Raw genomic sequence first — 21,935 nt, 5'->3', positions numbered from 1 at the left:
GACGGGCCGTGGGCTCAGCGCTTCCTCGCGAGGGTCAGCCCATCCGCGAAGGGAAGCATGCTCAGGTCCACACGCTCGTCGTGCAGGAGCTTCGCGTTGATGCGCCGCAGCGAGTCCGTCTCCGGGTCCGAGACGGCGGGGTCGGCGACCTTGCCGGACCAGAGCGTGTTGTCGAGCACCACCAGTCCGCCCGGGCGCAGCAGCCGGAGCGCGAATTCGTAGTAGTGCTCGTAGCTCTCCTTGTCCGCGTCGATGAACGCCAGGTCGAACGTCCCCCGCTCGGGGCTGGACACCAGCGCCTCCAGGGTGTGGTGGGCATCCCCGAGACGCACGTCGATGCGCTCCTCCACGCCCGCGAGCTTCCAGTAGCGTCGAGCCACGGAGATCCACTCCTCGCTCAGGTCGCACGCGACGACCCGGCCGTCCGCGGGGAGCGCGAGCGCGGTGCACAGGGTGCTGTAGCCGGTGAAGACGCCCACCTCCAGCGTCTTGCGCGCGCCCAGCAGTCGCGTCAGCAGGTGGAGCAACTGCCCCTGCTCGGGCGGGACCTGCATCGTGCGCAGCGGCAGGCGAGACGTCTCCTCGCGCAGGTCGCGCAGGATGGGGTTGTCGCGCAGGGAGTTGTCACGGACGTACTGGAGGACAGGCTGGGTCAGTTCGACGTGGTGGATCATTCTGGGACTCGTCTCTTGCGGTGAGAGGGATGGGGCGTGGCCGCTCAGGTTCCGGCGACCTGTCGCGAGCGGGCGGTGCGCAGCGCTTCGGGGGGTGGGAGGAAGCCGACGTCGACCAGGTACTGGATGCAGCGGTGCGCCAGGGCCTCGGTCATGGGGGGGCAGCGGATGCCGCTTCCCGCCAGCACCTCCAGCGCGTTGGCGCACTCCATCTCGGGCTGGAGTTCACCGATGACGGATGGGTCGAGCGCCGGCGTGGGTTCCGCCTCCGCGTCGCGGATGAGCGGCACCAGTGGATAGAGCGGGTGGGATGTGTCGACCTCCAGGGCCCGTCGTCGCGCCTCGTCGAAGGGAACGATGTCGAATTCGTACCCGTACGAGCGGATCCACTCGCAGAACTGGTGCAGGGAGACGGGCGCCGGGTTGAACAGGTGGAAGAAGCGCCCGAACGCCTCCCGCTTCAGGGAGATGTGGACGATGGCCTTCGCGGCGTAGTCCACGGGGATGGTGTCGAAGATGCGCGGGTACTCCGGGAGGATGCCCATGGGGACGTAGCCCCGGAACGCGACCAGCAGGTAGTCGTTGGTCTGCGTCGCGCCTGTCTCCTCGTGACTCAGGATGAGGCCGGGCCGGTAGATGCCGACGGGGATGCCGCGCTGCCGGGCGATATCGACGACCTTCTCCGCGACCCACTTGCTCCCGGTGTAGCCGCCGGGCACCTCCACCGGGCTGTGCAGCGGCGAGTCGTCCTCCAGGAACGGCCGCGGCATGTGAGTGGCCAGCAGCACGTCGATGGTGGAGACGTAGTGCACGGCCTTGAGCCTTCGCAGGCAGGCCAACCGCAGCACCTCCTGGGTGCCCTGCACGTTCGGTCCCCGCAGCGCGGAGTAGGGGTAGACGAAGTTGACCAACGCGCCGTTGTGGTAGATGGCGTCGAGCTTCCCGGCCATCGCGTCCCACTCCGCCTCGTCCAGGCCGAGGCGGGGCTTGGCCAGATCTCCGACGAGTGGACGGATGCGCGCCGCGTGGGCTTCGTCCCAGACGAGGTACTGCTCCATCGTCGTCCGGACGCGCTTCATCGCCTGGGCGGGCGTGTCCGCGCGGACCAGGCAGTAGACCGTGGCGCGGGTGCACTTCAGGAGCTGCTCCAACAGGAACGCACCGAGGTAGCCCGTGGCGCCTGTGAGCAGCACGGCGGACGGGTCGAGGAAGTCCGCCTCGGGCAGACCCTCGGGCGAGATGTCGGGGGGCAGGGTGGCGTCCGTGTCCAGGCGCGTGGCGTGCTGATTCATCAGCACCGCCTCGAGCCCCTCGCGTTGGAAGGTCTCCACCACGTTCGCGACGCCCGCCACGGTGGGCACCTTGAAGAACTGGTGGACGGGGATGGCGATTTCGAAGCGGTTGAGCAGCCGCGACGCAAGCTTCGCCAGCATGAGCGACGTGCCGCCGACGCCGAAGAAGTCGTCGTGGATGCCCACGCTCGTCGTGCCGAGCACATTCCCAAAGGCCGCGGCGATCTCCTCCTCCAGCGGCGAGCGGGGCATGGCGGAGTCCGCCAGCGGCTCGGCTCGTTCGACCTGGGGAGCGGGCAGGGCCTGCCGGTTCACCTTGCCGTTGGCCGTCCGGGGCAGCTCACTGACGATGACGAACAGGGTGGGGACCATGTACGTCGGCAGGTGTCCCTCCAGGTACGTCGACAGGGCGCGCGCCTGGGGCGCCGCGTTCTCCGCGGGCACGATGTAGGCGACGAGCCGTTTCATGTCCGGGCCACTGGCGTGGGCCACGACCACGACCTCGCGCACGTCGGGGTGCTGGCCGAGCGCGGCTTCGACCTCGCCCAGCTCCACGCGGTAGCCGCTGACCTTGACCTGGTCGTCCACGCGACCGAGGAACATGATGGCGCCGTCCGCCCGGTATCGGCCCAGGTCACCCGTCCGGTACAGCCGCGCGCCAGTCTCGCTGGAGAAGGGGTCTGGCACGAACCGCTCCGCCGTCAGGCCGGGCCTCCCGTGGTAGCCGCGGGCCAGTCCCGCGCCGCCGATGCAGATCTCCCCGGGCACGCCCACCGGCACCGGTTGGAGGTGCGCGTCGACGACGTAGGTCCGCGTGTTGCCGATGGGCCGACCGATGGGGGCCGCCTCGGGCTCATCCACGCGCGGGCACGTCCAGCTCGTGGCGTCGATGGTCGTCTCGGTGGGGCCGTACAGGTTCGCCACCGTGGCTGACACGCGCGAGAAGATGCTGCGCTGAAGCGAGCCGGTGAGGGCCTCGGCCCCGCTCAGCACGTAGCGCAGGCGGGTGCACCGGCCGATATCCGGCTCCTCCATCAACACCGAGTTGAGGGACGGCACCGCGCCGTAGACGGTGATGCCCTGGGAGCGCATCAGCTCCACCAGCGACCGGCTGTCGGTGGCCTGGCCCGCGGCGGTGACGACGGTGCGCGCGCCCACGAGCAGCGGCCAGAACGTCGCCCAGACGGAGGGGTCGAAGCTGAACGAGTGGTTCTGCAGGACGCGGTCCTCTGGGTTCAGCGGCCACGTCGCCTGTCTCCAGGTGAGGTTGTTGACGATGCCCCGGTGCGTGAGCATCACCGCCTTGGGCGTCCCCGTGGAGCCGGAGGTGTAGATGAGGTACGCGAGGTGCGCGGGCGTCGTCGTCCGGGGCAGGGCCGAGCGCGGGTTCGCCGCGATGGCGGGCCAGTCCTCGTCCACGAGGAGCCGCTTCGCCGGGGAGGTTCCCAGCCGCGCCGTGAGCGACCGCTGGGTGATGAGCACCCGCGCGCCGCTGTCCGTGAGCAGGTGCGTGAGCCGCTCCGTGGGGTACTCCGGATCCAGCGGAACGTAGGCGCCTCCCGCCTTGAGGACCGCGAGCATGGCGACGACCATCTCCACCGAGCGCTCCAGGCACAGCGCCACGCGGTCCTCGCGCGCCAGCCCGAGCCCCCGCAGGTGATGCGCGAGCTGGTTCGCCTGCTCGTCGAGCATCGCGTAGGTGCGCTCCCCGCCAGGACCGGTGACGGCCCAGGCCCCCGGGGTCCGCGCCGCCTGCGCCTCCACCAGCTCGTGCAGGCACTTCTCCGAGGGAGCGGCGTGGGCCGTCTCGTTCCAGCCATGGAGGACCTGTCCCCACTCCTCGGCCGGCAGCAGCCGCAGCGCGGAGAGGGTGCTGGTCGGAGTGGTCAGCGCTCCGTCGAGCAGAGTGCGCAGGTGGTCGAGCATCCGCCGCGCGGTGCTCGCGTCGAACAGGTCGGTGTTGTAGTCCACGCGCAGGTGGAGTCCCTCCTGGGTCGCGGTCGCGGCGAGCGTCAGGTCCACCGGGGTGGTCCCCACGCGCGGCACGTGTGGCGTGACTCGCAGACCGGGGACCAGGTCGAGCGCCTCGCGCGCGTCACGGAACTGGAACAGGGTCTGGAAGAAGGGCGTGCGGCTGAGGTCTCTCGGTGGCTGGAGCGCCTCCACGAGGGTGGCGAACGGCACGCGCCCGAACTTGCGTGCCTCCCGGAGGGCGCGGCCGGTTCGTCGGAGCGCGTCCTCGAATGAGGGGTCTCCGCCCAGGCCGACTCGCACGACGAGGGGGCCACGGCCGGGACCTGGTGGCTCGGACTCCGCGCTGCCAGGAGGCTCGTCGCGCACTCCCACCGTCACATCCACCTGAAGCGAGTAGCGGGCCAGCAGGGTCTGGAGGCCGGTCAAGAGCACCGTCCCCAGCTCCTCGTCCGTGCGTGTGGCGAGCGCGGACAACTGCCCCAGGAACTCCCGCGGCAGGCGCTGGTGGACGGACGCGGAGCGGTGGGTCTTCACGGCGGGACGCGGCCGGTCCGTGGGGAGCTGGAGCACGGGAACGTCCGCGAGCCGTCGACGCCAGTGTTCCACCGCCGCCGTCCCCTCTGGACTGGCGAGCCACGCGTGCTCTCGGGTGGCGTGCTCCGCGTGGGAGGGCACGGCGCCCTCAACGAGGGGCTCGCCTCGGTGGAGGGCGGCATACGTCGCGAGGAACTCCTGGACGAAGGACTCCAGGGAGGAGGTCGCCACGACCAGCTCGTGGCCCGTCGCGAACAACACGTGGCTGTCGGCGGCGAGGCGCACGAGCCGCAGGTCCAGCAGTGGCGCGGAGGCGACGTCGGCGCGCCGGGCGAGCATCTCCCGGGCGATGTCGGAGAGGCGCTCCGCGGCGTCCGCGTCGGTCACGTCCGTCACCCGCAGGGACAGCGCCGCGATGGGGTGGACGAGTCGCAGCGGCGTTCCCCCTACGTCCTTGAAGGTGCTGCGGAGCAGGTCGTGGCGGCGGCCGACCTCGGCGATGGCCTGCTGGAGCGGGGCCAGCTCCAGCGCGCCCCGCAGCTCGCGTGCCGTCAACACCTGGGCCGGCAGCGTGCCGTCCAACTGGAGCAGCATCCACAGTCGTCGCTGCGTGGGCGTCAGGTTGGCGGGGTCGGCCCCGCGCTCCCGGAGCCAGCGGGTGAGCGCGGCGCGCCGGTCCTCGAGGGGCCTTCGGACGGAGTCGTTCTGGGAGGGCATCACCTGCGAATCTCCTGGGAGAGGGCGTGGCTCAGCAGCGGATCGTTCAGCAGGGCTTCCACGTCGGCGTCGCTCAACCCGTCCAGCGGCGTGTCGGACGCGGGCTTCAGCACCGAGGGCGCTTGTCGGCGCCGCGTGTCGATGACGGTCGCGAGGTGGGCGATGGTGGCGTTGATGAAGAGGTCGCGCATGGGCACCCTCACGCCGAACTCCTGGTCGAGCAGTTGCACGAGCCGCCCGGCGAGCAGCGAGTTGCCGCCCAGCTCGAAGAAGTCGTCATCCACGCCCACCTGCTCGCGCTCGAGCAGCCGGGTCCAGACGGCGCCGACCTGGCGTTCGGTGTCGGTGCGGGGCGCGACGAGGAGCCGCTCGCTGGAGGCGGAGACGGCGTCCGGAGAGGGCAGGGCGCGACGGTCCACCTTGCCGTTGGGTGTCAGCGGGAGCGCGTCCAGCAGGGCGATGGTGGCGGGCACCATGTACTCGGGGAGGTGGGCACGGGCGTGCTCCCGAAGGCGCCGGGCGAACTCCTCGGAAGGGGGGCGCGTGGCGGGAACGACGTGGGCGACGAGCCGCCGTCGGGCCTCGTCCGTCCCCCACAGATGGACCGCCACAGCGCGCACCTCCGGGTGGCGTCGCAGGACGGTTTCCACCTCCTCCAGTTCGATGCGGAAGCCCCGGAGCTTCACCTGGTGGTCCGCGCGTCCCAGGTACACGAGGTCGCCGTCAGGCCGCGGGCGCACCAGATCCCCGGTGCGATAGAGGCGCGCGCCCGGGCTCGCGGAGAAGGGGTCGGGCACGAAGCGTTCGGACGTGCGTCCGGGCAGCCCCCAGTAGCCACGGGCCACGCCCTCTCCGCCGATGAACAGCTCGCCGCTCACGCCGGGGGGCACCGGCATCAGGTCCTCATCCAGCACATAGGTGCTCGTGTTGCCCACGGGCCGGCCGAGCGTGACGCGCTCCCCGGGATGCAGCCGCTTGCGGCATGACCACACCGTCGTCTCGGTGGGGCCGTAGAGGTTCCACAGCGCGGCGCCGCGATACGTGAGGAGGTCGGCGAGGTCCTGGGGAAGCGCCTCGCCTCCGCAGAGCGCGGTGAAGCTGCTGGAGGGTCTCCAGCCGGTATCCGTCAAGAGCCGCCAGGTGGCGGGCGTGGCCTGCATCACCGTCACGTCGTGGGTGTCGAGCAGCGCCGCCAGCTCCCGGGCATCCGCCGCCTGTTCCCGGGTGACGAGCACCACGCGCGCGCCCACGAGCAGCGGCAGGTAGAGCTCCAGCGCGGCGATGTCGAACGAGAACGTGGTCACCGCGGCGAGGACGTCCTCGCCTCGCAGCCCGGGCGCGCGCGCCATGGTGTGCAGGAAGTTGGCGAGCGCTCCGTGTGTCACCATCACCCCCTTGGGGTGACCGGTGGAGCCCGACGTGTAGAGGACATAGGCGAGGGTGTGCTCACCCGCCCTCGGGCCTGGAGGGGCGTCCCCGCCGGCCTCCGCGACCGCGTCCGGGGTCAGGACGTGGGGGATGTCCACGCCCAGGGACGCGAGCTGGGGCGTCGTCACGAGGGCCCGGGGGCGCGCGTCCTGGAGCATGGCGCGGATCCGCTCACGCGGGTACTGCGGGTCCACGGGGACGTAGGCCCCGCCGACCTGGAGCACCGCGAGCAGGGCCACGATGAGGTCCGGCGAGCGCTCCAGATGGACGGCGACCCGGTCCTCGGTGCCCACGCCGCGCGCGCGCAAGGCACCCGCGAGCTGGCCCACGCGGGTCATCAGCTCGCGGTAGGTGAGGCGGAGGGCGCCGCACTCCACGGCCACGCGCTCCGGCGTCCGCGCGGCCTGCGCGGCGACTGCCTCGTGGAGGGGGACGAAGGCGTGGGGCTCCGCGTGGAAGGCCCGCGCGAGCTGCTCCCGCCGGTCGGCCTCGCTGTCCAAGGCGAGCCGCGAGAGGCGCGGACGGGTTTCATCCAGGAGCCCCTCGACTGCCCGCGTGAAGTGCTGGACGAGGTGGGCGATGGTGTCGGCCTCGAACAGGTCCGAGCCGTACTCGACGATGCCTTGGATGCGGTCTCCGTCGTCGATGAGGAAGAAGGACAGGTCGAAGCGGGAGGTGCCCGGGTCCACGGGCAGCCGCTCCAGCGCGTGCCCTCCCATCGAGAGGCGGGAGAGGGGCGCCTCCTGCATCGCGAACATCACCTGGAAGAGGGGGTTGTGGCTCAGCGTGCGCTGGGGCTGGAGCGCCTCGACGAGCAGCTCGAAGGGGAGCTGCTGGTGCGTGAGCGCCTCCAGGACGGTCTCCCGGATGCGCGCGCCGAGGGCGTCCACGCGCGGGTCCCCGGAGAGGTCTACGCGCACCACGAGCGTGTTGGCGAGGAACCCGATGAGGGGCTCCAACTCGGGCCGCTCCCGGTTCGCCACGGGTGTTCCGATGAGGAGGTCGTCCTGCCCCGTGTACCGCCGCAGCACGATGGCGAACGCCTGGAGCAGGAGCATGTACGGCGTGATGCCGCTTACGCGGGTGTGGCGGCGGACGGCCGCGCCCAGCTCCGGGGAGAGGGTGAACTCCGTGGTGGCGCCGCGGAACGTCTGGACCGAGGGGCGCGGGTGGTCCACCGGCAACTCCATGACCTGGGGCGCGCCGGCCAGCTTCCGCTTCCAGTAGGTGCTCTGGGCCGCGTGCGCCTCGGTGCCGAGCCACTGCCGCTGCCAGGCCACGTAGTCGGCGTATTGGATGGGGAGGGCCGGAAGGGCCGGCTCCGTGCCCTTGAGGCAGGCGTCGTAGCTGTCCGCCAGCTCGCGCACGAGCAGCTCCACGGAGCTCCCATCCGCGACGAGGTGGTGCACCGTGACGAGCAGGGCGTGCTCCGCGGCGCCCAGGCGCAACAGGTTCACCCGCAGGAGGCTGTCCTCGGTGAACCGGAAGGGGCGCCGGGCCTCTCCCGCGAGCAGTCGCCGCGCCTCTTCATCTCGCTCGGCCGCGGGGACGTGCCCCAGGTCGGTGAAGGAGAGGGTGACCCTCGCATCGGGATGGATGACCTGCACCAGCTCGCCGTCCAGGTACGCGAGGCGGGTCCTCAGCGCCTCGTGGCGGGCCACCACGAGGTTGAGGGCGCGTTGCAGCGCGACGCGGTCGACAGCGCCAGCGACGCGGAAGGCCACGGGCAGGTGGTAGGCCACGCTCCATTGAGCGTCCAGCTCGTGGAGGAACCAGAGCCGCTGCTGGCTCGCGGACGCGGGGAAGACGAAGCAGCCCTGGAGGGCGGCGTCGGTCGGTGGGGGACGGGCGTTCGTATCCACGGTGGACATGGGGGTTCTCTCCTCGCGGGCACTAGCCGCCGCGATACGGCACCCGGGGTTGCGCGGTGATGGTGGAGGGGCCGGAGGACGACGCCCGTGCCTGGGCGAGGTTCTCCGCGAGGGTCGCCACCGTCCGGTGCTCGAAGACGGTGCGGACGCTGGCCTGGATTTGCAGCGCCGAGGACAGCCGCGTGGCCACCCGGGTCGCCAACAGGGAGTTGCCGCCCAGGTCGAAGAAGTTGTCGTGGACGCCCACGCGCTCTCGTTGGAGCAACTCCGCCCAGACCTGGGCGATGCGAGTCTCCAACTCGTTGCGCGGGGCGATGTAGTCGGCGCCCGGTTCTTCCGGCCGGGTGAGTGGGTCGGGCAGCGCCGCGCGGTCGACCTTGCCGTTGGGTGTCAGCGGCAGCTCCCGCAGCACCAGGAGGGTCGCCGGCACCATGAACTCCGGGAGCCGGGCGCGCAGGTGTTCTCGCAGATGGCGCGCGGACACCTCCAGCCCCGTGCTCTCGCGGACAGGCACCACGTAGGCGACCAGCTGTCGTCGCGCGCCCTCGCCCTTGACCACGACGATGGCGTCGCGCACGCCGGGCTCCTGTCGGAGCGCGGCTTCGATGTCGCCCAGCTCGATGCGGAAGCCACGCAGCTTCACCTGGTGGTCGACCCGGCCCAGGAACTCCAGCGTTCCATCCAGGAGCTGTCGTACGTGGTCTCCCGTCCGGTACATCCGCGCCCCCGGGAGTCCGGAGAACGGGTCCGGGAGGAAGCGCTCCGCGGTGAGCCAGGGCCGCTCGACGTAGCCCCGCGCCACGCCCGCGCCGCCGATGAACAGCTCGCCCCGAACGCCCGCGGGCACGAACTGGAGGTGGGCGTCGAGCACGTAGACCTGGGTGTTGGCCACCGGCCCACCGATGCTCACCGGCTCGGAGGGTTCGGCGGGCAGGGTGGTGAACGTGGAGTACGTCGTGGTCTCCGACGGCCCATACAGGTTCACCACGCGGGTGGCCTTCGTCTCCTGGTAGAGCCGCCGCACGAGCTCCCGCGTGAGGGGCTCACCCGCGAGGTTGATGGTGCGCACCGTGTCGGGGATGCCGCCCGAGGCGAGCAGCTCGGTGATGGCCGAGGGCACCGTGTTGAGGAGGGTGACGGTGGCCGAGGTCTGCTCCGGCAGGTGCAGTGCGCTGTCCGCCAGGATGACGCTGCCTCCGTGGCTGAGCGTCGCGAACAGCTCGAAGACGGAGAGGTCGAAGCAGATGGACGTGCCCGCCAGGACGCCCTGTCGCTCCTCGTCGCTGAACGCCTCGCCGGCCCAGTGGATGAAGTTCGCCGCGCTGCGGTGGGAGATGGCCACGCCCTTGGGCTGGCCGGTGGAGCCGGAGGTGTAGAGGATGTACGCCAGGTGGTCGGGGTGGACCTCCTCCGAGGGTGCCTCGGGGGCCAGCGTCCCCTCGTCGTGTGCTTCGTCCAGGAACACGCGGTGGGCCGTGCTCGCGGGCAGCCGCTCGTCCAAGGAGCGCTCCGTGAGCAGGGCGTGGATGCGTGCGTCGCGGACGATGAAGTCCAGGCGCGGCTGCGGATATTGGGGGTCGAGCGGCACGTAGGCGCCCCCTGCCTCCAGCACTGCGAGCAGACCCACGACCAGGTCGAGCGTGCGGTGGCTGAAGACGCCGACGCGGACCTCGGGCCCCACGCCGAGCTGGCGCAGCCTCACCGCCAACCCCGAGGCCCGAGCGAGGAGCTCGCCGTAGGTCATCCGCCGCGCGCCGTGCACCAGCGCCACCGCGTCCGGGGTCCGCCGCGCCTGATGGGCCACGAGGGCGTGCAGACCGTCGCCCGCGGGATAGGACCGGTGGGAGTCGTTCCACGCGAGCAGGTGCTGCTCGCGCTGTGATGCGGGCAGCAGCGACAGCCGTGCGATGGGCGTGTCCGCGTCGTCCAGGGCCGCTTCCAGCAGGTGCCCGTACTGCGCCGCGAGCCGCTCGATGAAGGCCGCGTCGAAGCGCGCCGGGTCGTACTCGAACGCGCAGGAGAGCCCCTCATCGGTCGGCGCGATGGCGAGCATGAGCTCGAAGGGGGACGCGGCGGGGGGCAGTGGCAGCAGCTCGACGCTCGTGCCGCCCATGCGCAGCCGGGCGGCGCCATCGCCCAGCGCGAACGACGACAGCGCGGGATGGCTCGAGAGGGGACTGCGCTGATGGACGAAGAGGGTCTGGAAGATGGGCGTGCGGTCGGCGACGCGTTCCGGATGCAGTCGTTCGACCATGAGGGGGAAGGGGAACTCCTGATGCTCCAGGGCCCCTCGGACGAGGTCGCGGGTGCGCCGGACAAGGGCGGCGAACCCGGGCCCATCCGCCAGGTCCACGCGAAGCGGCAGGGTGTTGACGCAATAGCCCACCAGTCGCGCGGTGCCCGCGGGGCCTCGCGTCGCCACCGGGGTCCCCACGATGAGGTCGTCCTGTCCGCTCAGCCGGTGCAGCAGCGCCTGGAACGCCGCGAGCAGCGAGACGAAGGGCGTCACGTCGTGGCGCTGGGAGAAGTCGTCGACGCGCCGTTGCATCCGCTGCCCCAGCGCGAAGTGATGAACCGGAGCTGGGGGGCGCGCGGAGGGGACGGGCGACGGGGGCGGCAGGTCCAGGAGAGGCAAGGGGCCGTCGAGCCGCTGTCGCCAGTATTCCCAGTCAGTCTGCTGGCGGGGACTGGACAGGTATTGCTGCTGCCATTGGAGCCACGTCGCGGGATGCCCGGGCGGGGGCAGCGCGCCCTCGCTCCCAGTCCCCTCGTAGAGCTGGATCAGCTCCTCCACCAGCACGGCGAGCGACCAGAAGTCCGCGATGAGGTGATGGAACGCCAGCAGGAGGACGTGCTCGTCGGCCGCCTTCGAGAACAACGTCGCGCGGAGCAGCGGACCCCGGGCCAGGTCGAAGGGTTGGAAGGCGGCTTCCCTCAGTCGGGCGTGGCTCGTGTGCGAGTCTTCACCCGAGACGTCGACGACCTGGAGGAGGTCCGCGCGCCGGGCGTGGAGTCGCTGGATGGGCTCTTCTCCGACGAGGGAGAAGGTGGCGCGCAGGGAGGGGTGGCGCGCGACGAGCACCTCGAACGCGCGGCGCAGCGCGGCCACGTCCAGGGGCCCTCGGATGTGGGCCGCCCTCGCGAGGATGTAGGCCAGGGAGGAGGGTTTGAACTGCTGGAGGAACCACAAGGCCCGCTGCCCCGGCGTCAGGAGCAGGTGGGCCTCCTGGTCGCGTGGGAACTCCTCGGCCCTCGGAGGTGGCGCCGCCGCGCGCAACGCCTCCAGCAGGTGGGTGACGAGTTCCTCCAGGGAGGGGGCGCCCAACAACAGCCTCAACTCCAACGAGACGCCCAGGTCCCGTTCGAGGCGATGCTTCAATTCGACGAGGGCGAGCGAGTCCAGCCCCAGCGAGTGGTGCGCGGCCTCGTGGGCAGGCAACCCCGGGGGGAGCTTCCCGGCCCGGGAGAGGAAGTCGATGAGCACGGCGCGCCGTTCGTCCTCGGAGCGCGCCATCAGGTCGTCTCGCGAGAGCCGGTCGGGCACTTCCCGCGTCTGGGGCGCGTCCGCGTGGACGGGGGCGAGTCGTCCCGCGAGCCAGGCCTCCCTGCACGCGGAACGTTGGACCTTGCCGCTGGAGGTCTTGGGCAGGGCGCCCGCGCGGATGAGGACGACAGAATCGACGCCCACACCGTGTTGCAGGGAGAGGGATTGCCGGATGGCGTTCGAGATGGCGTCCCAGTCCTCGCCCGGGTAGCGCCGGTCGAGCTCCTGGACGACGACGACTCCCGTGGTGGCCTCGTCACCGCGCGCGAACACCGCCGCGCAACCCGGACGCAGCGCGGGGTGGCTGCGCTCCACGGTCAATTCCAGGTCCTGGGGATAGTGATTGCGGCCCCGGATGATGAGGAGATCCTTGTGCCGCCCGGTGACGTACAGCTCACCATCCTGGAGGAAGCCAAGGTCCCCGGTGCGCAGCCACGGCCCGTCGTCCGAGCCCGCCACGTGGGCCGCGAAGGCCTGCTCCGTCGCTTCGGGTTGTCGCCAGTAGCCCTGGGCCACGCTCTGCCCCTGGACCCAAATCTCTCCCACGTGGCCCTCTTCGAGCCGCCGCCGCGTCCCCGGGTCCACGATGCCCACGTGCAGCCCCGCCGCCGCCTCGCCGCAGCTCACGTGCGTCGCGCTCGTCTGCCCGTCTTCTGGAGCGCGCTCCAGGGGAATGGCACGGTGGGCTTCCAGCGCTTCTCGTTGGAACGTCCGGACGCGGGCCCCCCGGCCCCTGGCGGGCCCCGTGACGATGAGCGTCCCCTCCGCCAGTCCGTAGCAGGGGTACAGCGCCTCCCGACGGAAGCCGCAGGGCTCGAACGCCCGGGCGAACGCGTCGAGTGTGTCCGCGCGCACCGGCTCCGCTCCACAGAAGGCCAGCTCCCAGGACGACAGGTCCAACGTCGCCTTCTGGGCCTCGGTGACCTTCCGGGCACACAGCTCATACGCGAAGTTGGGCCCGCCGCTGCACGTCCCCTTGCGGTCCGAGATGGCCTTGAGCCACGCGAACGGAGCCTGCAGGAACGTGAGAGGCGACATGAGGTCCACGGGGAGTCCACCGTGGATGGGCGCGAGGATGCCGCCAATGAGTCCCATGTCGTGGTAGGGCGGCAGCCAGATGACGCCCCGGCTCTGACGGGTGAGGCCGAACCGCTCGTGGATGGCCTCGAGGTTGTGGAGCAGGTTGGCGTGGGTGAGCACGACGCCCTTCGGCGTCGCCGTCGAACCGGATGTGTACTGCAGGAACGCCACCGTGGAGGCATCCACCTCCGGGGCGCGCCAGTCCTCCGCCACCTCCAAAGGCAGCTCGTCCGTCAGCTCCCACTTCAGCCGCTCCAGCTCGGGGAACTCGGCGAACAGCCCCTCCGCGACGCCGCGCAGCATCGCGGTCGTGAGCACCCACTTCGCCTCGCTGTCCCGGACAATGCCAAGCAGCCGTGAGAGGCTGCGCTCCGGGCGCGCCAGCTCCGGTGGATAGACAGGGACCGCCACCATTCCCGCGAACAGGCAGCCAAAGAAGGCAGCCACATACTCTGGGCCGGGGGCATAGAGCAGCAGCGCTCGCTCTCCCACCGCCCCCTGCGCCTGAAGCCTCGCGGCGATGGCCCGGGCCTGCCGCGCCAGCGTGGCGTAGTCGACGCGCTGCTCCACCTGGCCGGACTCACCCAGGAAGCTGAACGCCTCGCGTGTCGGCTCGGTCTCCGCCCGCTGTTGCAGAAGGGTGACAAGCGTGTGGCGGGGGAGCTGCGCGTGTTTGATTGAGAGGGATTTGTCCAATGCCACGGGAAGGCGCCCCCAGAACAACTCCAACCATGGTTGATGTAAGGGCTGGACCGTAAAGACTTAAAACCGGAATGTCAATTAAAGTTGTAAAGCCAAGAAAGTCGTGTCAATGTGCTGGTGTTTGGTGGGGATGCCAGTGATTGGCAAGGAGAAGGCACGTGACGGCGCCAGGCATCTATCTTTTGCGACCCGAGCGACTGCCACGCCTGCGTGGGGAACTCCAAAGGGAGGCTGCTCAGGTAGCGGTGCTGGAGCCCCTTGCCGCGCTGCACCGGAGGTCGGCCGAGGATCAGGCGATCTTCGCGGCGCGGGATTCCCTGTCAAGACTGGGGTTGGGGGATGGGGACTTCACCCCGGTGGTGGACGACCCCGAGGCCTCGCAGGGCAACAAGGATAATGATCAGGCATTTGCCATTGTCCGGGTGGAGGGACGGGTGGTGCCGCTGCTCGTCCACAGCACGCTCCACGGATTCGTGACGTTGTTGGATGAGGCCCTCACGAGCGGCACGGACCTGGAGCCCGAGGCGTGGGGGCGATTGCGGCATGCCTACAGCGTGCTCTTCGACATGCTCCTGGACCGGCCGGTGGACCGGGAGGGCGCCGCGGCGCTCTCGCCCCCGCGCTCGACGGCGTCTGGCGAGCGGGACGCGCTGCGTCGGTGGACGCGCGGGCACTACGTCTTCATGTCACTCGTGCAGGGGATGGTGGTGATCCTTCACGTCCTGCGTGAGGACGTGGAGGCGGGGAACCTGGAGGCCGCGCGCGCCGACCTGGAGCGCGTCACCGCCCTGATGAATGGCGCCGAGGTGGCGCTGCGCTTCACGGGCGACTATTCCTATACGGCCTACGAGAAGTCGGTCCGTCCCACCTTGATGCCGCCCGTGGCGCCTCCGGGCATGACAGGGCTGCGGTGGCGCGACCACGAATACATGGTGAAGGTGCTCGCCGGGCTGCGTCCCATCTTCGCGGGGCTCCCGGTGGAGCTGGAAGAGGCGCGCGAGGGCTTCTACCAATCCGTCGCGCGGGCCTATGACGCACACAAAACGGTGTGTGCCAGCTTCGTGGGGACCGAGCGCACCAGTCTGTTGATGGCCGAGCGGACGGAAAAGTCCGCCGTGGAGCTCCTGGAACACTTCAAGCGCGTGCGCCTCCACCTCATCAAGGAGTGAGCGCCGCATCGACCCGTTGGATGCTGGTTCCCTGGAGTTGGGGGGGAGGAACAAGACAATGGCTGCATTCCTGGGCAGTGACGAATCCGTGTCATGCAAGGTCGTGGTGAACCACGAAGGGCAGTACTCCATCTGGCCCGTGGAGCGCCCCAATCCTCCCGGCTGGCGAGATGAGGGATTCCACGGAGCCCGTTCGGACTGTGTGGCCCACATCGACAATGCATGGACAGACATGCGTCCCCTGTCTACCCGGAGTGAGCAGACGTCGTAGGGTTTTTGCCGTCTCCCAGAAGTCAGTCGAGGAAGAGGCCCCGTGGGGTCCTGGCGGAGCCTTGCCCTCGTGATGTGGCCGGTCGAACGACTGCAGTCTCTTGATGTGGAGGAACACCCAGATGAAGACCGACAACGCGCTTTTGAAGGTGGCGGCTCGGCCCGCCACGGGTCCGCTGACGCACGATGATCTGACGTTCATCCTGTTCGGCGCCTCGGCGGCCCAATATCTGAACGCGGCCTGCGAACTCAACCTGTTCGAACTGCTCGAGCACAAGCCGGGCCTCGCGAAGGAGGAGATTGCCCTGCGGCTGGAGTTGCAGCCCCGGGCCATCGACATCCTGCTTCTGGGCACCACGTCCCTGCGGCTGACGGAGCGGGTGGACGGGGCGTACCGCAACGCCGAGGTCATCAGCCGGATGTTCAAGGAGGAGACCTGGGCCATCTTCAAGTCGGTCGTCGGCTTCGAGCAGTACATCTGCTACGAGGGCCAGGTCGACTTCACGGAGTCGCTGAAGGCCAACCGCAACGTGGGGCTTCGCCGGGTGCGCGGGGCGGGACGGGACCTCTACCACCGCCTGTCCGAGAACCCCCACATGGAGCAGGTCTTCTACGAGTACATGCGCTCGTGGTCTGAGCTGTCCAACCCGCTCCTGTTCAAGCACGTGGATTTCTCGGGCGTGCGCAAGGTGCTGGACGTGGGCGGCGGTGATGGGGTGAACGCCATCGCGCTGGCCCAGGCGTACCCGAACGTGGAGGTGACGGTCCTGGAGATTCCCGGGACGGCGCCCCTGACGCGTCGGCGCATCGCGGAGGCCGGGTTGTCGGAGCGCATCAAGGTCCACGCGGGCGACATGTTCGCGGAGCCGTTCCCTCCGGGACATGACTGCGTCCTGTTCTCCCATCAGCTCGTCATCTGGACGCCGGAGGAGAACACCTCCTTGCTGCGCCGGGCCTACGAGGCGCTGCCTCCCGGTGGCCGGGTGGTCATCTTCAGCTCCATCTCCAACGACGCGGGTGACGGTCCGTTGATGGCGGCGCTGGACAGCGTGTACTTCGCGGCCATCCCCGCGGAGGGCGGGATGATCTACGCGTGGGAGCAGTACGAATCGTGGGTCAAGGCGGCGGGCTTCAAGCGCGCCGACCGCATCCCCTGCGGTGCCTGGACGCCCCACGGCGTCCTCCAGGCCACGAAGTAGCGAACTCTCCGCCCCATGTGCCTCGGGCACCGCCGCGCTCCGGTGTCGCCGGAGCGATGCGCGCTCGAGGCCGTGGAACGAAACCCCAGACAGGTGGGTCCATGAACATCCTTCAACACGCATACCGCAAGCTGAGCCTGCACGACTATCGCGTCCGCGCGCACTATGGCTTCCTGGCCCAGGGCGGCTCCCTCTCCGAGGAGAGCATGTTCATGAACATGGGCTTCTGGAAGGACGCCCCGGCCACGTTGGACGAGGCGGCCCGCGCGCTGGTGCGGCTCGTCGCACAGACGGCCAGGCTCGGTCCCGGGGACCGGCTCCTCGACGTGGGGTGCGGCTTCGGGGACCAGGACCTCCTGTGGATGGAGGAGTTCGGACCGGCGCGCATCGACGCGGTCAACATCAGCGAATCGCAGCTCAAGGTGGTGCAGGGGCGCGTCCTCGAGCGAGGCCTGGGCGAGCGCATCAACCTGTGGGCCGCCTCCGCCACGGAGCTGCCCTTCGAGGACGGCACGTTCGACAAGGTGGTGTGCGTGGAGGCCGCCCACCACTTCAACACGCGTGAGGCATTCTTCCGCCAGGCCTTCCGGGTCCTCAAGCCCGGGGGGCGCGTCGTCCTGGCGGACATCCTGCCGATGGCCGGGCAGAAGGTGGGCGCCTTCGAGCGGCAGAACATGCACATCAAGGGCGAGAACATGTACACCCGCGATGTCTACGCGCGGAAGCTCGCCGCCGAGGGCTTCGGCGCGGTGGAGGTCCAGTCCATCCGCGAGCACGTCTGCCCGCCCTATTCCTCCTTCCTGTTGCGTCGGGTGGGGGAGGGGGCCATGGCCGAGCGGATGAACCCGGTGGTGCGTTGGGCGGCCCGCGCCTACCTGAAGCGGTTCGGCACCTTCGAGAACCTGGACTTCGTCATCGCCTCCGCGGAACGTCCCGCCCACGCCGCCGCGCGGAGCGCATCATGACGACCGGGGCCGTGGCGGCGCGCGCCCCTCGCCTGCCGGGGCCGCGCTCGCTGCCGTTGATTGGCTGGCAGTTGGAGGGCCTGCGGATGCTGGGCGACCCTCCCGCGCACTTCATGCGAGCGTTTGAGCGCTACGGCCCCGTCAGCGCGTGGGACCCGCGTAAGCCCAGGCACGTGTACGCGCTCGGCCCCGAGTACAACCAGCTCCTCTTCACCCAGCCGGAGCGCTTCATCTCGGATGCCTTCCGTGAGAGCAACCTGCCGCGCGATTCGGCCATGGAGCGGCTGACGTTCGGGTTGCTCCGGCTGAACGGCGCGGCCCACCGCAAGCACCGGACGCTGATGCAGCCCGCCTTTCGTCCCCAGCGCATCGACGCCTGCCGGGACACCATCATCGGCTTCACCCAGGCGGAGCTGGACCGGTGGACGGTGGGGGAGACGCGGCCACGGCTCGACCAGGATCTGCTGCGGCTCATCATGCGCATCGCCATGCAGACGATGTTCGGCCTGGACCCCGCCGGTGACGGTGTGCGGCTTCAGTACCTCATCGCCCGGTTGCTGGAGCTCGCCTCCGCTCCCACCACGCTGCTCCTGCGTGTGGACCTGCCTGGCGCGCCCTACCGGGAGATGCTGGCGGTCGCGCGGGAGATCGAGGACATCCTCGGGGTGCTCATCCGGCGCAAGCGGGAGGCGGAGGCCGGACAGTTGGACGTGCTCTCCGCGCTCATCACGGCGCGGGACGAGAACGGGCAGGGGCTCACGGACGACGAACTCGTGGGCGAGGCCTACAACGTCCTGTGCCACTCCACGAGCGCGGCGTCCATGACGTGGACGCTCTTCCTGCTGGACCGACATCCCCAGGTGCTGGCCACGCTCCAGGAGGAGCTGCGCACGACCCTGGGCGGCGCGCCACCGACAGTGGAGCAGCTCAAGAAGCTGGAGTACCTGGATCTGGTGGTGAAGGAGAGCTTGCGGCTGTTCCCTCCCGCCTCGTTCCTGATGCGCTACACGAGCGAGGCGTGCCAGCTCGGCCCCTACGAGCTGCCCGAGGGCACCATGGTGTTCGCGAGCGCCTACGTGACGCACCGGCTGCCAGAGCTCTTCCCGAACCCCCAGCGGTTCGACCCGGAGCGGTGGAGGACGGCCACGCCCACGGTGCATGAGTACACCCCCTTCGGCGCCGGTCCCCACAACTGCCTGGGCCGCCACATGGCCCAGCTGGAGATGAAGCTCGTCCTGTCCATGTTGCTGCAGCGCTTCCGGCCGACGCTCGTCCCGGGGGCGCGCGTCGACCGGGCGATGCGCATCTCGCTGGTCCCCAAGCTGGGGCTGCCCATGGTCCTCCTCGCGCCGGACCACCAGCCGCGGGTCACGCCCGTGCGCGGAAACATCCACGCATCCGTGGAGCTGGTCTGAGTCCGGGGCACGTATCTCCCCATCCCTTCACCACACCACCGCCGTCCTCGTCAGGAGCCCCGTGTCGCCCGTCCCGAAGGTCATCGTTGTCGGTGCTGGACCGACCGGTCTGACGCTCGCCGCCGAGCTCGCCAGCGCGGGCATCCCCTGCCGCATCCTGGAGCGCCGCGCCCAGCGATCCTCGTGGTCCCGGGCGTTCGGCCTGACGCCGTACACGATGGAGCTGCTCGACATGCGCGGTCAGGCCGACGCCACCATCGAGAAGGGCCTGCCTTGGAAGCACGGCCCGTTGGGGGATGGGAAGAGCTACCTGGACTTCGGTCGACTCGATTCGCGCTTTCCCTTCATGTTGATCATGCCTCAGAACCGCACCGAGGAGGTGCTGGAGGCGTGGGCGCTGCGCGCGGGGGCCGAGCTGGTTCGCGAGGCCCGCGTCGTGGGGCTGCGGCAGGAGGACTCGGGTGTGACGCTCGACGTGGAGGGCGCGGACGGCAAGACGTGGAAGGAGCACGCCAGCTACGTGGTCGGATGTGACGGCGTGCGCAGCGCGGTTCGCTCCCTGTCGGGAATCGGTTTCGAGGGCATGTCGTACGACTGCTCGCTGGTCACCGCCGACGTGCGACTGAAACACCCGCCGGATCCGCCCGTGCACGCCATCACCGGCGCGCGAGGCACCGTGGCGGTGTTCCCCTACGGGGATGGCACCTTCCGGCTCATCGTGTTGGACCGCGCGCGCATGCAGGTCCCGCTGGAGCAGGCCGTCACGCTGGAGGAGGTGGAGCAGAGCGTGCGCGCCATCCTCGGCGTCGACCTGGGCATTCACGAGCCGCTGTGGATGTCTCGCTTCCGCAGCGACCAGCGCCAGGCGGACCGTTACCGCGCGGGCCGGGTCCTGCTCGCGGGAGACGCCGCCCATACGCATATTCCCTCGGGAGGGCAGGGGCTCCAGGTGGGCGTGCAGGACGCCATCAACCTGGCGTGGAAGCTGATCGCGGAGCTCCAAGGCTGGGCGCCGGAGGGGTTGCTGGACTCGTACCAGGAGGAGCGCCATCCCATCGCGAAGGCGACCCTTCGCAAGACGGACCTCGTGTTCAAGTATGAGATTTCCAGCGCCGCCCCGTTGCGGCTGGTGCGCTGGCTCATCATGCAGTCGCTGAAGGTGAAGGCGATCCAACTGCCCGTGGTGAAGGAGTTCGCGGGGCTGACGCTCCGTTATCCTCCACCGCGCGGCGCGGACGCGCACCCGCTCGTCGGGCGCCGCGTCCCAGACATCCAGATGGATCTTCCTCACGCGCGGCCGGTCCGGCTCTACGAGTTGCTGCGCCAGCGGCGGTTCGTCCTCGTGGACAGGACTCTCGAGGGGCGCTTCGCGAGCGTCGTGGGGCATGGCTGGGAGGACCGGGTGGTCGTGGCGCGCGGCGGCGCGTGGGACCGCATCGACCTGCCCCCCGCGCTGCTCGTCCGGCCCGATGGCATCGTCGCCTGGGGCGTGACGCGCGCCGGCGTCCCGGGCCTGGAGGCGGTGCTCCACAAGTGGTGCGGCGGACCGACCGAGGCCTCCGTGCCCGCGCGCGCCGCGGCCAGCGCCTGAAGACTTCACCCGGGCCCGCTGTCAGGGCCCCCTGACGCCACATCCGTGTCGAGAAAGAGAAGACGCTGTGCTCCTGGTGGATCGTCTCATGTCGCGGCCCGAGTCCTGGGGCCGGTGCGTCCTGCTGTCAGCGTTGATGTGCCTGGTCGCTCTCGCCAGTCCCGCGAGCGCGGAAGGTGGAGCGACTGGCGGGCGCTTCGCCTATGTGAGTCACTTCTATACGCATGACATCACCGGGCATGTCATCGACCCGAGGACGGGGGCGCTCGGCGCGCTGCCGTTCGCCCCGTTCGCGGCTGGCGAGCGCCCGTCGTTCATGCGGCTGCACCCCAACGGGCGCCTGCTGTACGCGTTGAACTACTTCTCGTCGAGCATCTCCGTCTACGCCATCGACCCGAGGACCGGAGCGCTGTCGCCCATCCCTGGCTCGCCGTTCTCCACCGGAGTGCGCCCCATCAACCTGGTGTTCACGCCGCAGGGTCGGTTCGCCTACGTGGCGAACTGGGGGGATGACACGCTGACGGCGTACTCGGTGGATGCGACAACGGGGGCGCTGACGCAGCTCGCGGGGTCCCCCCTCACGACGGGGCCTCATCCGCTGTCGCTCGGGATGAATCCCCTGGGGCGGTTCCTGTACGCGGTCAATGATGTCTCGAACACCGTCACCGCGTATGCCATCCACCCGGTTACCGGGGCGCTGACGCCCGTGCCGGGGTCGCCCTTCGGCGCGGGGACGATGCCCTTCTCCGTGGCCGTCCATCCGTTCACGGGGGCGGTCTACGTCGCGCACGGACTGTCCAGCGACGTCTGGGGCTACGCCGCGAATCCCATCACTGGCGCGCTGACGCCCGTCGCGGGCTCTCCGTTTCCGACGGGCGCGAACCCCGCGCAGATCAAGATCCACCCCTCGGGCCGCTTCGTCTACGTGGCGGATTGGGGGGACGGCACCGTGTCTGGCTTCTCCGTCGTTCCCGGCACCGGCTCGCTGGTCCCGGTGCCTGGCTCGCCCTTCGCGGCGTTGGTGGGGCCTCGCTTCATCGCGTTCGACCTGGTGGGCGGGCGCATGTACCTGACGAACATCGAGACGGAAGGCCCCAACGTCTCGGTCTACACGCTCGACGCCGCGTCGGGAGCGCTGTCTCCCATCGTCGGCTCACCGTTCCCCTCGGGGTCGAGTCCCTCGGCCATCGTGCTCACCGGGACACCCCAGTGAGCGCGCCGCCGGGGAGGCTGAGGGCCCACGTCGCCGCGGTCCTGCGCCCCCTGGTGGGTGGCCTGCCCCGGACCTTCTGGGTGCTGTGGTTGGGGACGCTGGTGAACCGGCTGGGAACGTTCATCCTGCCGTTCCTGGCCCTCTACCTCACCGGGGAGCGGGGCTTCACCGTGGAGCGGGCCGGGCTCGTCGCGTCGCTGTATGGCGCGGGCGCGGTGGTGGCCGGGCCGCTCGGTGGAATGCTGGCGGACCGCGTGGGCCGGAGGCTCACCGTGGCGGGGGGACTCTGGCTGGGGG

12 protein-coding genes are annotated in these 21,935 nt (G+C 70.2%); 8 read left to right on the top strand and 4 right to left on the bottom strand.

What is annotated here, in order from left to right; genetic code table 11:
* Positions 1-14 precede the first annotated feature (14 nt).
* Genes FJV41_RS28585 through FJV41_RS28570 form a run of 4 tightly spaced genes read right to left on the bottom strand, consistent with a single transcriptional unit; the run spans position 15 to position 13,816 of the window.
* Positions 15-674: a class I SAM-dependent methyltransferase gene (locus tag FJV41_RS28585; protein WP_141645739.1), complete on the bottom strand. Its 660-nt coding sequence runs from the start codon at positions 672-674 to the stop codon at positions 15-17.
* Positions 675-718: 44 nt separating this feature from the next.
* Positions 719-5,191 (bottom strand): non-ribosomal peptide synthetase, encoded by a 4,473-nt coding sequence (locus tag FJV41_RS28580; RefSeq protein WP_141645738.1) that lies wholly within the window; start codon positions 5,189-5,191, stop codon positions 719-721.
* Positions 5,191-8,490, bottom strand: coding sequence for a non-ribosomal peptide synthetase (locus tag FJV41_RS28575; RefSeq protein WP_141645737.1), 3,300 nt, complete (start codon positions 8,488-8,490; stop codon positions 5,191-5,193). The genes FJV41_RS28580 and FJV41_RS28575 overlap by 1 nt, the downstream gene beginning before the upstream one ends.
* A gap of 22 nt (positions 8,491-8,512) precedes the next feature.
* A complete protein-coding gene (locus tag FJV41_RS28570) occupies positions 8,513-13,816 on the bottom strand; it encodes a non-ribosomal peptide synthetase (RefSeq protein WP_181791003.1) in 5,304 nt (1,767 codons plus the stop codon).
* Positions 13,817-13,974: 158 nt separating this feature from the next.
* On the opposite strand from FJV41_RS28570, the gene FJV41_RS28565 reads away from it, so the two are divergent.
* The 8 genes from FJV41_RS28565 to FJV41_RS28525 form a co-directional block, all read left to right on the top strand.
* Positions 13,975-14,985 (top strand): 3-methyl-L-tyrosine peroxygenase-related protein, encoded by a 1,011-nt coding sequence (locus FJV41_RS28565; RefSeq protein ID WP_181791001.1) that lies wholly within the window; start codon positions 13,975-13,977, stop codon positions 14,983-14,985.
* 58 nt (positions 14,986-15,043) lie between these two features.
* Positions 15,044-15,256, top strand: coding sequence for an MbtH family protein (locus FJV41_RS28560; protein WP_141645734.1), 213 nt, complete (start codon positions 15,044-15,046; stop codon positions 15,254-15,256).
* Positions 15,257-15,377: 121 nt separating this feature from the next.
* Entirely contained in the window at positions 15,378-16,454 is a 1,077-nt protein-coding gene (locus FJV41_RS28555) for a methyltransferase (RefSeq protein ID WP_141645733.1), read from the top strand.
* A 101-nt stretch (positions 16,455-16,555) separates the two neighbouring features.
* Positions 16,556-17,419, top strand: a complete 864-nt coding sequence (locus FJV41_RS28550) for an SAM-dependent methyltransferase (protein ID WP_174455625.1) — start codon at positions 16,556-16,558, stop codon at positions 17,417-17,419.
* Positions 17,416-18,834: a cytochrome P450 gene (locus tag FJV41_RS28545; RefSeq protein WP_141645731.1), complete on the top strand. Its 1,419-nt coding sequence runs from the start codon at positions 17,416-17,418 to the stop codon at positions 18,832-18,834. The genes FJV41_RS28550 and FJV41_RS28545 overlap by 4 nt, the downstream gene beginning before the upstream one ends.
* Positions 18,835-18,895: 61 nt before the next feature.
* Positions 18,896-20,425, top strand: coding sequence for an FAD-dependent monooxygenase (locus FJV41_RS28540; protein WP_217445999.1), 1,530 nt, complete (start codon positions 18,896-18,898; stop codon positions 20,423-20,425).
* 88 nt (positions 20,426-20,513) lie between these two features.
* Positions 20,514-21,638, top strand: a complete 1,125-nt coding sequence (locus FJV41_RS53190) for a lactonase family protein (protein WP_220137897.1) — start codon at positions 20,514-20,516, stop codon at positions 21,636-21,638.
* A partial coding sequence (locus FJV41_RS28525; protein WP_246137469.1) for an MFS transporter occupies positions 21,635-21,935 on the top strand: 301 nt, incomplete at its 3' end. The genes FJV41_RS53190 and FJV41_RS28525, both read left to right, overlap by 4 nt.

The organism is Myxococcus llanfairpwllgwyngyllgogerychwyrndrobwllllantysiliogogogochensis (assembly GCF_006636215.1).
GTDB lineage: Bacteria > Myxococcota > Myxococcia > Myxococcales > Myxococcaceae > Myxococcus > Myxococcus llanfairpwllgwyngyllgogerychwyrndrobwllllantysiliogogogochensis.
The sequence above is the reverse complement of the archived record's forward strand: the minus strand, read 5'-3'. Positions and strand labels throughout refer to the sequence as shown.